The following is a 14,497-nucleotide window of genomic DNA, read 5'->3' as shown; positions in this document are numbered from 1 at the left end:
AAGTTATTGGTTATTAGAAAAAACAAAAATGAAAAAGGAATATACAGAATTAGAAGTTTGGCAAGAGGCAAGAAAACTTGTGAATTCAGTTTACATTTTGTAAAAGAATTTCCCAAAAGATGAATTGTTTGGTATAGTTAACCAAGTGCGAAGAGCTGCAATTTCAATTCCATCTAACATTGCTGAAGGTTGTGGAAGAAGAACAGCTAACGATACTATTCAATTTTTACATATTGCGAGAGGTTCAGTATATGAACTTGAAACGCAGCTGTATTTAGCATTTGACCAAAACTATATTTCTGATGACGAATTCAAATCAGTTGGAATGAATATCTTTTCCTGTAAAAAATTATTAAATGGTTTTATCAACTATTACAAAACTTTTCAAAAATGAGCACAAAAAATAATGGCTATTCAGTTGCCGACAACCGACAACTAACAACCAACAACCATAAATTATATAAAGCATTATCTGAAAGAATACTGATTCTCGACGGTGCTATGGGAACCATGCTTCAACGCTACAAATTCGAGGAAGAAGATTATCGGGGTGAGCGTTTCAAAGATTGGGAATACCCTTTGAAAGGGAACAACGATTTACTTTCATTAACGCAACCACAAGCCATTGCTGAGGTTCACAAAAAATATTTAGAAGCTGGCGCAGACATCATCGAAACCAACACATTCTCCGGAACTACAATCGCGATGGACGATTATCACATGGAAAATTTGGTTTTCGAACTGAATTTTGAATCCGCAAAAATAGCTCGCCAAGTCTGCGATGAGTTCACCGCTCAAAATCCTGAAAAACCGAGGTTTGTGGCGGGTTCTATTGGACCAACCAACAAAACAGCGAGTTTAAGTCCAGATGTCAATGATCCTGGCTATCGCGCCATCACTTTTGATGAATTGAGAATTGCGTACAAACAACAGGCGAAAGCTTTGTTAGACGGCGGTTCAGATATTCTTTTGGTGGAAACCATTTTCGATACGTTGAATGCAAAAGCAGCACTTTTCGCCATCGATGAAATTGCTGAAGAACGAGAAATCCGAATTCCAATTATGGTTTCAGGAACGATTACGGATGCTTCTGGAAGAACACTGAGCGGACAAACAGCAGAGGCATTTTTAATCTCTGTTTCGCATTTAGATTTGTTGAGCGTTGGTTTCAATTGTGCGTTGGGAGCGAAACAACTAACGCCTTACTTGGAAACCATTTGTTCGAAATCAGAATTTTTGATTTCGGCCTATCCCAATGCTGGTTTACCGAATGCTTTCGGTCAGTACGACGAAACGCCCGAACAAATGGCGCAACAAGTAAAAGAATATTTAGAAAAAGGCTTAATCAATATTATTGGCGGTTGCTGTGGAACAACGCCACCTCACATCAAAGCGATTGCAGATTTGGCGAAAAATTATCAACCAAGAAAAATTAATGTAACAGTTTAACAAAACATTACTAGACTGGTAAATTGATACATTGTTACATTCATCAATACTATGAAATATTTAAAACTAAGCGGTCTCGAACCCCTCATCATCACTCCAAAATCCAATTTTATCAATGTTGGAGAACGTACCAATGTTGCGGGATCTAAGAAATTTTTGCGTTTAATTAAAGAAGAAAAATTTTCCGAAGCTTTGGATATCGCTCGTCATCAAGTGGAAGGCGGTGCTCAAATTTTGGACGTTAATTTCGATGATGGATTATTGGACGGAAAAGCCTCGATGGTAAGATTCCTTAACCTCATTGCTTCTGAACCCGATATTGCAAGGATTCCGATTATGATTGATTCTTCAAAATGGGAAATCTTGGAAGCGGGATTGCAAGTTGTTCAAGGAAAAGCGGTGGTGAATTCCATTTCCCTAAAAGAAGGTGAAGAAGAATTCATCAAACACGCAACAGCGATTAAAAGATACGGCGCAGCGGCGATTATTATGGCTTTTGATGAGGCCGGACAAGCCGATAATTACGACAGAAGAATTGAAATTGCAAAACGTTCGTACGATATTTTAGTAAACAAAGTTGGTTTTCCTGCGGAAGATATTATTTTCGACCTTAACATTTTCCCTGTGGCAACAGGAATGGACGAACATCGTCGAAATGCTTTAGATTTTATTGAGGCTACAAAATGGGTTCGCGAAAATCTACCTTATGTTTCCGTAAGTGGCGGTGTTTCCAACGTTTCGTTTTCGTTTCGAGGGAATGATAGCGTTCGTGAGGCGATGCACTCGGTTTTCCTGTATCACGCCATTAAAAACGGAATGAACATGGGAATCGTGAATCCCGCGATGTTGGAAGTTTATGACGAAATTCCAAAAGATTTGTTAGAACTGGTGGAAGATGTAATGTTGGATCGTAGAGATGACGCCACAGAGCGACTTTTAGACTATTCCGAAAAACATAAATCCACAAAAAAAGAAACGGTAGAAAATCTGGAATGGCGAAACCAGCCATTGCAGGACAGAATTACCCATGCATTGGTGAAAGGAACAGATCGGTTCATCATCGAAGATGTGGAGGAAGCCCGATGGTCTGCAGAACGACCTTTGGATGTTATCGAAATTAATCTGATGACCGGAATGGGCGTTGTAGGCGACTTGTTCGGCAGCGGAAAAATGTTTCTTCCCCAAGTGGTGAAATCGGCTCGGGTGATGAAAAAAGCAGTGGCTCATCTTCAACCCTTTATCGAAGCAGAAAAAGACAGCACTCGAAAAGCCAATGGAAAAGTGGTGATGGCAACCGTGAAAGGCGATGTTCACGATATTGGAAAAAATATTGTGAGTGTGGTTTTGGGTTGTAACAATTACGAAATTGTGGATTTGGGTGTGATGGTTCCAGCGGAAAAAATCATTCAAACTGCGATTGATGAAAATGCGGATGCCATTGGTCTTAGCGGATTGATTACCCCAAGTTTGGACGAAATGGTGCATGTTGCCGATGAACTGCAAAGAAAAAACTTAAAATTCCCCTTGTTAATCGGTGGTGCAACGACTTCTAAAGCGCATACTGCTGTAAAAATTGCTCCGAAATACGAGAACACTGTGGTTCACATCAATGATGCTTCCAGAGCTGTAGGTGTGGTTTCACAACTTTTGGATAGAAATTCTGAAAATTACCAGAAAGAATTAAAAGCCGAATACGACGAGTTCCGTGAAAAATTCCTGGGCAGACAAATTGAAAAAGTTTATCTCCCAATTGAAGAAGCACGAAAAAATAAATTTAAAATCGATTGGAAAAATGAAACTATTTTTCAACCTAAAAAATTAGGAATCCAAATAATTGAAGACTTTGATTTGGCAGAACTTCTTCCATTCTTGGACTGGTCACCGTTTTTCAGAAGCTGGGAACTTCATGGTAAATTTCCAGAAATTTTAGAGGATGAAATTGTGGGCGAACAAGCGAGAGAAGTTTATCAAGATGCTCAAAAAATGCTGAAGCAAATCATCGCTGAAAAACAATTAACGGCAAAAGCAATTTTTGGGATTTTCCCTGCAAACTCGGTGAGCGATGATATTGAAGTGTATGATGAAAACGGAAACGTAATTTCTACCTTCCGCACGCTTCGTCAGCAACTGAAAAGACCAGCTGGTAAAGAGTATCTTGCGCTTGCCGATTTTATTGCCCCAAAAGAAACCGGAAAGCAAGATTACATCGGTTGTTTCGCAGTAAGCACAGGCTTTGGAACTGATGAACTGGTGAATGCCTTTAAACAGGATCATGACGATTACAATGCCATTTTAGCCAAAGCACTTTCTGACCGTCTTGCCGAAGCTTTTGCCGAATGTCTTCATTTCAAAGTGAGAACCGAATTTTGGGGATATGCTGAACATGAAAATTTAGAAAATGAAGAATTAATTGCCGAAAAATATGTAGGCATCCGTCCAGCGCCTGGCTATCCTGCCTGTCCGGATCACTTAGAAAAAGAAACGATTTGGGAACTTTTAAAAGTTGAAGAAAATATTGGAGTTATCCTTACCGAAAGTTTAGCGATGTTCCCTACAGCAGCGGTTTCTGGCTATTATTTTGGAAGTCCGTACGCCAAATATTTTGGGGTAGGAAAAATAAAAGAAGACCAGTTGGAAGATTTCGCAAATCGTAAAAATATCGAATTGGATTACGCTAAAAAATGGCTTGCTCCGATTTTGGTTGATGCTTGATAGTTGTCGTTTAAAAGTTAAAAATAGAAAAATATACATCAAGTCTTGAATCTTGAATCTTGAATCTTGGTTCTTGGCTCTAGAATCTAAAGTATGAAAATTACAGAACACATAAAAAACGCAAACGGAAAAACATTATTTTCTTTTGAAATATTACCGCCCTTAAAAGGCCAAAACATTCAATCGATTTTTGATGCGATTAATCCATTGCTAGATTATAATCCCGCTTTTATAGATGTGACTTATCATCGCGAAGAATACGAATATATCGAAAGACACGACGGGCTATTGGAAAAACGCGTTGTCAGAAAACGTCCAGGAACGGTCGGCATTTGCGCCGCAATTCAAAACAAATATAAAGTTGATGCCATTCCTCATATTTTGTGTGGCGGCTTCAATCGTGAAGATACCGAAAACTTTCTGATCGATTTGGATTTTCTGGGTATCGAAAATGTGGTAGCACTTCGTGGCGATGCTGTAAAATCCGAAATTTATTTTAAACCTGAAAAAAACGGTCACGCCAATGCGAGCGATTTGGTGCTTCAAATTCAAGGTCTTAATTCTGGAAATTATCTTGATGAGTCTTTGGAAAACTCCTGTCCAACTAATTTTTGTATTGGCGTCGCTGGCTATCCCGAAAAACACATGGAGGCTGCAAGCCTTTCGCAAGATTTGCACTATTTAAAGAAAAAAGTTGAAGCTGGCGCAGATTACATCGTGACACAAATGTTTTTTGACAATCAAAAATATTTTGAATTTGTTGACAAATGCAGAGAAGAAGGCATTAATGTTCCGATAATTCCTGGGTTGAAACCTTTGGTTACCAAAAGCCAGCTAAGTATGATTCCGCATCGTTTCAAAGTGGATATTCCAAACGAATTGGTCATCGAAATTGCCAAAAGTAAAGACAACAAAGCTGCTAAAGAAATCGGTATCGAATGGTGCATCCAACAAAGTAAAGAACTACTAGAAAAAGGTGCGCCAGTTCTACATTACTACACCATGGGAAAAAGCGATGTGACAAAAAAAATTGCTTCCGCGGTTTTTTAGAAACTATCATTTTTCAAATCCTTGAAAATTATTTTTTTTGACATCTATATTTTGGTCTGCCATCTCTGCAATAGGGATGGCAGCGACATCCTTGGGTGTGGCGCGAGGCGGCGGAGCGCAGCGGAGCCGACCGAGCGCCACAGCTCAAGATAAAGCGAACAGCCCGACCCGAGCCGCGGCCAAAGTTCGGTGAGGGAATTGCCAAGAAAAAAACTATTTCTTAAACAGCAAATTTTTGACTAAATTTGTAACTATGAGTCAAAAATGGATTTTTAAACCAGAACCCGACGAAGACATTGTAGACGGTCTCATTTCCTCGATTGGATTTGGAACTTTGGAATCCAAACTTCTCGTCTTGCGCGACATTGACAACTACCAAAGTGCGCGTGAGTTTTTCAAACCTAATGGTGGTGACATCCATAATCCATTCCTGATGGCCGACATGCAAAAAGCTGTCGAGCGTATTGCTACAGCAATAGAAAATGGTGAAAAAATGATGGTCTATGGCGATTACGATGTGGACGGAACAACTTCTGTCGCGCTCATGTATCTTTATCTGAGCAAAATCGTGGACAAAAAATATCTTGATTTCTATATTCCAGATCGTAATGTTGAAGGCTACGGCATTTCTAATGAAGGTATTGACTTTGCCAAAGAAAATGGCTTCAGCTTAATAATCGCCTTGGATTGTGGTATAAAATCAGTAGATAAAATTGAATATGCCAACAAACTAGGTGTTGATTTTATCATTTGCGATCACCACTTACCCGGCGACCAAATACCAAAAGCTGTTGCGGTTTTGGATCCTAAACGTAAAGATTGTCGCTATCCTTATAAAGAGTTAAGCGGCTGTGGTGTTGGTTTCAAACTTTGCCAAGGTCTTAATACCATCTATAAAATTCCGGAAAGTGAATTGTTTGAACTAACCGATCTTTTGGCAATTAGTATTGCATCAGATATTGTGGCACTAACTGGAGAGAATCGTGTATTAGCAAAACAAGGATTAAAATTCCTTCGTAAAACGAGAAAATTCGGTTTGCGATTATTAATACCGGAAGAAAAACTGGCACATTTCGAAATTTCAAATATTGTTTTTGATATCGCGCCAAAAATAAATGCTGCAGGAAGAATTTCTCATGCAAAAGCGGCTGTAGAACTTATGATTTCTGATAATCTGAAACAAGCACAGCAAATTGTTGATAACATCATCAACCTAAATGATGAGCGCCGCGAGATGGATCATAACATCACACAATCGGCGATGAATCAGGTTTTGGAATCTTCACAAGACACACTTTCTACAATTGTCTATGATCCTTCTTGGAACAAAGGCGTTATCGGAATTGTCGCATCTCGACTTATAGAAAGTCATTTCAAACCGACTTTGGTTTTCACCGATGGGAACAATGGTGAGATGGTCGCTTCAGCGCGTTCTGTATCGGATTTTGACATTCATGAAGCTTTGGATTATTGCTCCGAATTATTTCTGAAATTTGGCGGACATCAGGCTGCTGCAGGCTTATCCATGGAAAAGGAAAATTTTGAAGTTTTTAAAATCATGTTCGAAGGTTATGTTCGGGATCACATTCAGGAGCATCAAAAAGAGCCGTCGATCTATGTCGATAGCGTTATTAATATTGATGATCTAAACCGAGAATTCTACAATTTCCATAGAAAATTAGCGCCTTTTGGGCCTAAAAACATGAAGCCAGTTTTGGTGTTAAAAGATGTGAAAGTGGCTGGTTATGTTAGATTAATGGGAAAAGATGGCAATCATTTGAAGTTCTTCATTCATCAACCAAGTACCAACAGAAATATTGAATGCATCGGCTTCAAACTTGGAGAATTTGCTAATGATTTTAGAAATAAATCTTTTGATATGGCCTTCACAGTGGAAGAAAATCATTGGAAAGGTAATGTATCATATTTCTTAAATATCCGTGACGTTTCGTTTCATTAAAATTGAATTCATGAAAAAAATCGGATTGTTTTTCGGATCTTTTAATCCAATACATATTGGGCATTTAATTTTAGCCAATTACATTTTGGAAAAATCTGACATGTCTGAATTGTGGTTTGTGGTGAGTCCCCAAAATCCTTTTAAAGATAAAAAATCACTTTTGTCCGATCACAATCGTCTGGACATGGTTAACCTCGCCATAAAAAATTATCCCAAAATACGCGCTTCCGATGTAGAATTCGGGCTTCCAAAACCGAGTTATACAATTGACACACTTGCTTATCTTCAGGAGAAATATCCAAACTATCAATTCAGTTTGATTATGGGTGAAGATAATTTGGCAGGACTTCATAAGTGGAAAAATGCGGATGTTTTAATTAAAAACCATCAGATTATTGTTTATCCAAGATTATTTGATGGTGAAAAGAAAGATAATAATTATACTTCTGAAAGCGAAAATATTATTCTGATCAATGCGCCAATCATTGAGTTGTCTGCAACGGAAATTCGCAATATGATAAAGGAAGGTAAAAACACGCGTCCAATGCTTCCTCCAGAGGTTTTTGATTATTTGGACGGCAGCAATTTTTATAAATAAACTGAAATGAATTTTTTAGAACAATTTTTTGCAAAATATCCTGAAGAAAAAGTTATCAAATGGTTTAAACAGGTTTGTACCGCAGAAGCTATTTCATGGTTTTTCCTCTTCACCGCGATGATCTGGATACGAGAAGACCGAGATGGACTTTTGCCGACCATCTACATCATTATCATTGGTAACATCCATGGATTATTTTTCACATTATATCTTTTGTTTATGCCATCTATGAGAAAAATATACAATTGGGATGACGAAGATTTTGTCATTGCGCTGATCTCCGCTTTTTTCCCTTTTGCAACGGTATGGGTCGAAAAAAAATTAGCCAAGAAAGAACGCGAATAATTTAGATTTTACTAATTTAAAATCAAGACTTTAAGAAACATCGAAAAAAAATCGATGTTTTTTTATGCTTTTATGTAACAAATCTATAAAGTCTGTTGTCTAATTATACAAGAAGCAAATTTTAATTTTAATTTTTTAACACTGATAATCAATATATTAAATTTTAAAACTAAACATTTCTAGTACTTTGTATTGCATACTACTTATTTTAATATATATCTTTGTATCAACAAATATTAATTTTTACATAACTCAAAATATCATGAAACCAAAACTTCTCATCGCAGCAATATTTTTCAGTGGACTTGCCATGGCTCAGCTAAAACCTAGCGACAGTATAAAAACTGAAAAAACCAATGAAATACAAGCAGTTACTATTACAAAACAAGTTTTCAAAAAAGAAAGCGATCGTTTTGTTTATGATGTTGCGGCATCGCCAGTAGCCAAAGGAAGTACGACATTTGATCTTTTGAAACAAACGCCTTTAATATCTTCTACAGATGACAAAAGTTTAACGATTGCCGGAAAAGGCAACACCGTGATCTACATCAATGGTCGAAAAAGTAATATGGACGCAGATTCTTTGGCGCAATTTCTTAAAAATACACCGTCTGAAAACATTCAAAAAATCGAAGTGATAACCATGCCTGGAAGCGAGTATCAGGTGGAGGCTAACGATGGCATTATCAATATCATCTTAAAGAAAAAAACCTCTGACGGACTCAACGGAAATATGAGAATGTCAAACACGCAATCAAAATACAACGAATCTTCGGCGAGTCTTAGCCTTAACTATCGCAAAGACAAATTGGGGATAAGTGCCAATATCACAGGTGGAGAAGATATCGAAGCGCAATATTATGAACTCGCGAATGGCACGTCCGAAAATTCAAACACTTCGGTTGGTAGAATAGATGACCCGAATAAAAATATCGGAGGTTATCTAAATATCGATTATCAATTGACGGAGAAAAGTAATTTGGCACTCACATGGAATACTTGGGCCAATAGGAGTTATGGCGCTAGCATTAATCTTTTTAATACCATTAAATTTTTAAATGATAAAGCTATAGAAGATTACCGCTATAATATTTCTGACAACATCGAAAATGCAAGGTCTTACAACAACAACTTTAATTTGAACTACGAATTAAAAACAGATTCTCTGGGAAGTAAGCTTAATCTTAATGCCGCCTATCTTACCTACAAACGTATTCAAAACTCTACAAATGACACGTGGCTCTCTGATGCCAATGCCCACTATATTGAAAAATCACAAACGATCTTCCAAAGCATTCCACAAAAAATCAACAATTTTTCAGGAATGGTGGATTATATTAAAAAGTTCAAAAATGACTTTACAATCTCTGTCGGTGGTAACTACAACAAAACCAAAACCGATAACGACACAAAGTATGAAACGCAATTTTACATTCCATCAAAAGATACCAAATATGAACCTAATTATTTCATATACGACGAAAACATCTATGGACTGTATTTAACTTTAGAGAAGAAATTTTCTGATAAATTCTCAGGTAAAATCGGTACACGCTACGAAATAACCAACAGCGTAGGAACGTCTGACCATGCGCCCATCGACCGTCCAGACATGGCACGCGTGGAACAAAATTATAAAAAACTGCTTCCTTATTTAAGTCTGAATTACGCCATCAATGAAAAAAACAATCTGTCGTATGCATTTTCCAGCCGAATGAGAAGACCTAGCTTTTGGGAACTGAATCCTGTAAGAAATATTTTAACCGAAAATAATTACACCCAAAACAATCCATTTGTAAAAGCTGCATCTTCCTACAATAATGAGTTGACGTATATGTTCCAGAATGCATATTTCATGGTGCTGAGCCATTCTTACTTCAAAGATGTCATTACGCAAGTTCCTTTACAAAGAACATTGGATGTGCCAAGACTTGATGACAATGGAAATCCTGTAGAAAACCAAAACGGCGAACCAATTATTGACAAAGTACAACAATTGCGCTACATAAGAACGAATTTTGGGGATAAACAAACAATGTCTGCAATGCTTGGCATGCAAAAATCCTTCTTCAAACAGTATTGGACTGCCAATTTAACTTTGGGCGTACAACACAACCGCAACAACGGAAGCCTCAGCATCGACCCAACTACGGGAGACGTTTTCTCACAATATATCAACAAAACCAATTCAACGAGTTTTGTCATAAAAACAAGCAACAATATTCGTCTGGACAAGGCAAAAACTTGGTTCGCAGGTGTCAATTTCTTTTATGTTGACAAACAACAGATAGAACTAGGTATGCTAAAATCATTATCCAGCCTGGATCTAAGCATCAAAAAACTTTGGAACAACTGGACTTTCGCGCTTAATGTTAGCGATGTGTTGAGAACCAACATTGTCAAAATAGAAGATATCCAGGCCAATGGCAACTATAACAAAGTCCTTAATGACCAATTCCGTCGAGGTGTTACCGTAAGTTTAACTTACAACTTTGGTAATCAAAAAGTTAAAAAAGTCAGAGATATCGACAGTGCGGCAGACGACATCAAATCGAGAACGAGATAAACATTTAACTAAATTATATTTTTCAATGAAAAGCTTCAATCCTAGGATTGAAGCTTTTTCATTTATTTCTTTGGAGCTTTTTCCCGCTGTCCGCTATATCTTTACCCTTGTCGCTCGGTTGGCTCCGCTACGCTCCGCCACCTCACGCCAACGCCAAAGGATGCCGCTTCCATCGGGGCTAGGAGATTGGGTATCCCAATTTAGTATTATTAATTTTCAGGAAGAAAAACCTCAGCCAACATACAACGTGCACTTCCGCCACCATTGGTTTCTATAGTTTCTAAATCCGAATAAATAATCTCCGAATATTGTTCGATTTGCGCAATCTGATTTTCAGTTAGAGATTGATACGCCGACTGGCTCATCACAAGGAATTTGTCACCATTATTATTTTGAACCTGAAGCATATTTCCAGCAAACTGTTGAAGCTGTTCTTCAGAAATTTCCACAATTTCTTTCTCACTAGATTTTATGACTTCAATCACTTTTTCTCTTTCCAGTTCATTATCAATAGAATCAAGGCAAATCACCACAAATCTATCCGCGACACACATCATCACATTGGTATGATAAATCGGAAGCCTGATTCCATCCACCGTTTGGTAAGAATGAAAAACAATTGGCGTATAGCCATACTCTGCACAGAAATCACGGAATAGTTTTTCGTCCAACCTCAATGACACCGAGCCATAAGCAATTTTATGATCATGATCGAAAATCATACTTCCTGTACCTTCCAAGAATTTTTCATCTTTTTCAGCGTTGCTTCTATCGTCAATTTTAGTGATATTGAATCCTTTAGATGAAATTTCGTTTAAAATATCCTCGCGGCGTTCCACACGTCTGTTGGGCGCAAACATCGGATAGAGCACCACCGTACCATCTGCTGCAAAACTCACCCAATTGTTTGGAAAAATAGAATCTGGCGTATGCGGCTCCAGCGTATCTTTAATTGTTATAACATTAACACCTTTACTTCTAAGTTTATCAACAAAAACATGAAATTCTTCCAAAGCTTTATCCTGAACTTCAGATCCTTTTTGTTCGACTTGAAAATAATTATTCTCAGCAGTTTGGGCATTGTAACCGAAGGCAATCGGCTCAATCATCAAAACAGTATTGGTTGTTTGCATAATGTGAAATATGTTTAGGTCACAAAAATAGCAAAGTTCGGCAGAAAAACCACCGAACTTGTCATTTTATCATTATGAATTTAGAATCTTTAAAAAGCTTGTTCAAAATCGGCAATAATATCATCAATATGTTCAATTCCTACACTCACACGGATTTGTCCAGGCGTAATTCCTGCAGCTTTTTGTTCAGCATCGCTCAATTGTTCATGCGTCGTCGATGAAGGATTGATTACCAAAGTTTTAGCATCGCCAACATTTGCCAGATGACTCGCTAGCTTTAAAGAATTAATAAATTCTACAGCCGCTTCTTTTCCGCCTTTAATTTCAAAATTAAGAACGCCTCCGAAACCGCGTTTCAAATATTTTTCGGCATTTTCTTTATCGGCAAAACTTTCTAAACCAGGATAAATCACTTTCTCAACTTTCGGATGTTGTTCTAGGAATTCTGCTAATTTTTGAGCATTTTCAACCGTTCTTTCCAAACGAAGCGATAAAGTTTCTAGCCCCAACAACAATTGATGCGAATTAAAAGGGGAAATCGTTGGACCAAAATCGCGCAGACCTTCTACCCTAGCTTTGATGATAAAAGCGATATTTCCAAAATCCGAATTTTTCCCAAAAACATCAGTAAACACCAAATCATGATAACCGGGCGACGGCTGAGACAATAAAGGAAATTTCCCATTTGTCCAATCAAATTTTCCAGAATCTACGATGATGCCGCCCACACTTGTACCATGACCGCCAATCCATTTTGTGGCAGATTCTACAATGATGCTTGCGCCGTGCTCGAATGGATTAAATAAATAACCTCCTGCACCAAAGGTATTATCGATAATTAACGGAATCTGATGCTTTTCTGCAACTTTTGCAATCGCTTCAAAATCAGCAACATTCAAAGTGGGATTGCCTATCGTTTCCACATACAAAGCTTTGGTATTGTCATCAATTAAAGCTTCAAAATCTTCTGGATTATCGTCTTTTGCAAAGCGTGCTTCAATTCCTAATTTTGCAAAACTCACTTTGAACTGATTATGACTTCCACCATACAAATAAGGCGAAGTCACGAAGTTATCACCATGTTGCAAAATATTTGTAATGGCTATGAATTGTGCGGCATGTCCAGAAGAAACCGCCAAAGCGCCGACGCCTCCATATAAAGCTGCGATACGTTTTTCGAAAACATCCGTTGTAGGATTCATCAATCGGGTGTAGATGTTTCCAAAGGCTTTCAATCCAAAAAGATCGGCAGCATGTTGTGCGTCATTAAAAGTGTAAGAAGTAGTTTGGTACAATGGCACTGCACGACTGTTAGTGTCTTTATCTACGCTTTGTCCGGCATGTACTTGTAAGGTCTCGAATTTGTAATGGTTCATCTTTTATAAATTTAAAATTATTAAACATTAAAAACTTATCCAAGATGTTGGGCATTTGCCGGAAAAATAAAAACTCTTCCGACAAGCCGAAAGAGTTTTGAATATTTTTAATAATATATTTCAAATAATCTCTGACTTATCTTTCCTCATTCCTGAGGTTGAATGTGGCACCTTACCTAAGCAGGTTGCCAAGACTTCAACGGGTCAAATCCCTCCATCTTTCTGGATAAGCGTAATTCTATATTTTGAACTACAAGAGCAAAAGTATTAACTAAATTTTAAATATGCAAGACTATTTTTTTATTCTCTCACCAAAGGCATAGTAGAACATCTTAGCAATCCGCCCATTTTAGAAATTTCACGATAGGGGATTTCTTCCACTCTTATTCCCCAAACATCGCGAAGATGATTGTTCAATCTTGTAAAGGCTTTGTCGGAAACCACCACTTCTGGCGAGATGGAAAAAATATTAGGATACATCTCGAACATTTCTTCATCATTAACTTCAAAACAATTTTCTTTACCGAAAATATCAAGAATCAAATGATAGTCGCTTTCGTCAACAAATCCATTTTTATAAATTATACATTTGTCTTTTCCAACAGGGTTAAACGTACAATCCAAATGCAGAATTCCTTTGTAAGGTTCGGTATCATTTTTCTTTAGTTCAAAATCGAGAATACGTTTTTTAGGGAAATATTCTTTTAAAATTTCTATGGCATAACCATTGGTTCTAGCGGTTTTAAAATTCCTATAATCCTGTGAGTAACAAGTTCCTACAAAAACAAAATCGTCCCAAACGATAACGTCGCCACCTTCAATATGCGCAGTTTCTGGAAGGTTGATAATATTTCTCCAAGGGACTTGCTCAAAAATTTTGCGATAAGCCTCCTGCTCGTCCGCTCTGTCTTCGATAATATTAGAAATAATCATTTTATCATCGATAACAAAAGCGACATCGCGTGCAAAAACCTGATTGTAATCTTCGATAACTTCTGGACGATAGACTTTAACCTTATGTTTTAGAAGAACTTGCTCGAAGGCATTCATCTCGGCTACGATGTCGGTTTCTGTAGGATAAATATTATTTTGAATAGAAAAATAAGACTTTGCGTCGTAACTTTCCTCTAGTTTTGGTGGATTTCCTAAAGAGTTGGGTTGTCCCAAAACTACAGATTTCAGTTGTCCTGTTTCGTTTTTAATATTTAGCTTCATAAAATTCTCGTCTAAGGCAAATATACAGATTGCAAAGTATCTCCTATGGCGCGGGCATGAGGAATATCATCTGCGTGAAGATAATTTAAAATA

The 14,497-nt window shown here is 37.5% G+C and carries 10 protein-coding genes, 1 pseudogene and 1 riboswitch; of the genes and pseudogenes, 8 read left to right on the top strand and 3 right to left on the bottom strand.

What is annotated here, in order from left to right; genetic code table 11:
- Positions 1–115: 115 nt before the first annotated feature.
- The 8 genes and pseudogenes from ACVFVN_RS02305 to ACVFVN_RS02270 all read left to right on the top strand — a co-directional run.
- Positions 116–394, top strand: a pseudogene (locus ACVFVN_RS02305) (four helix bundle protein); the annotation flags it as partial.
- Entirely contained in the window at positions 391–1,449 is a 1,059-nt protein-coding gene (locus ACVFVN_RS02300) for a homocysteine S-methyltransferase family protein (protein WP_456234011.1), read from the top strand. The pseudogene ACVFVN_RS02305 and the gene ACVFVN_RS02300, both read left to right, overlap by 4 nt.
- A 51-nt stretch (positions 1,450–1,500) precedes the next feature.
- A complete protein-coding gene (metH, locus tag ACVFVN_RS02295; protein ID WP_456234010.1) occupies positions 1,501–4,161 on the top strand; it encodes a methionine synthase in 2,661 nt (886 codons plus the stop codon).
- Between the two features lie 93 nt (positions 4,162–4,254).
- On the top strand, positions 4,255–5,211 hold the full coding sequence (gene metF, locus ACVFVN_RS02290) for a methylenetetrahydrofolate reductase [NAD(P)H] (RefSeq protein ID WP_456234009.1): 957 nt from the start codon (positions 4,255–4,257) through the stop codon (positions 5,209–5,211).
- 253 nt (positions 5,212–5,464) lie between these two features.
- Positions 5,465–7,171, top strand: coding sequence for a single-stranded-DNA-specific exonuclease RecJ (gene recJ, locus ACVFVN_RS02285; RefSeq protein ID WP_456234008.1), 1,707 nt, complete (start codon positions 5,465–5,467; stop codon positions 7,169–7,171).
- A gap of 10 nt (positions 7,172–7,181) precedes the next feature.
- A complete protein-coding gene (nadD, locus tag ACVFVN_RS02280; RefSeq protein WP_165135482.1) occupies positions 7,182–7,769 on the top strand; it encodes a nicotinate (nicotinamide) nucleotide adenylyltransferase in 588 nt (195 codons plus the stop codon).
- Positions 7,770–7,775: 6 nt separating this feature from the next.
- Complete coding sequence (locus ACVFVN_RS02275) at positions 7,776–8,114, top strand: DUF3817 domain-containing protein (protein WP_456234007.1); 339 nt, start codon at positions 7,776–7,778, stop codon at positions 8,112–8,114.
- A gap of 262 nt (positions 8,115–8,376) precedes the next feature.
- Complete coding sequence (locus ACVFVN_RS02270) at positions 8,377–10,680, top strand: TonB-dependent receptor domain-containing protein (RefSeq protein ID WP_456234006.1); 2,304 nt, start codon at positions 8,377–8,379, stop codon at positions 10,678–10,680.
- Between the two features lie 209 nt (positions 10,681–10,889).
- Here ACVFVN_RS02270 and ctlX read toward each other — a convergent pair whose 3' ends face one another.
- The 3 genes from ctlX to ACVFVN_RS02255 all read right to left on the bottom strand — a co-directional run bounded on the left by ctlX (position 10,890) and on the right by ACVFVN_RS02255 (position 14,404).
- Positions 10,890–11,813, bottom strand: a complete 924-nt coding sequence (gene ctlX, locus ACVFVN_RS02265) for a citrulline utilization hydrolase CtlX (RefSeq protein WP_456234005.1) — start codon at positions 11,811–11,813, stop codon at positions 10,890–10,892.
- Between the two features lie 89 nt (positions 11,814–11,902).
- Positions 11,903–13,189: an O-acetylhomoserine aminocarboxypropyltransferase/cysteine synthase family protein gene (locus tag ACVFVN_RS02260; RefSeq protein WP_456234004.1), complete on the bottom strand. Its 1,287-nt coding sequence runs from the start codon at positions 13,187–13,189 to the stop codon at positions 11,903–11,905.
- A gap of 133 nt (positions 13,190–13,322) precedes the next feature.
- Positions 13,323–13,422, bottom strand: a riboswitch (SAM riboswitch).
- A 67-nt stretch (positions 13,423–13,489) separates the two neighbouring features.
- Positions 13,490–14,404, bottom strand: coding sequence for a dimethylarginine dimethylaminohydrolase family protein (locus tag ACVFVN_RS02255; protein WP_456234003.1), 915 nt, complete (start codon positions 14,402–14,404; stop codon positions 13,490–13,492).
- Between the last annotated feature and the right edge of the window lie 93 nt (positions 14,405–14,497).

The organism is Soonwooa purpurea (assembly GCF_053891095.1).
Note: the sequence above shows the minus strand (reverse complement) of the source record. Positions and strands in the feature narration are given on the sequence as shown.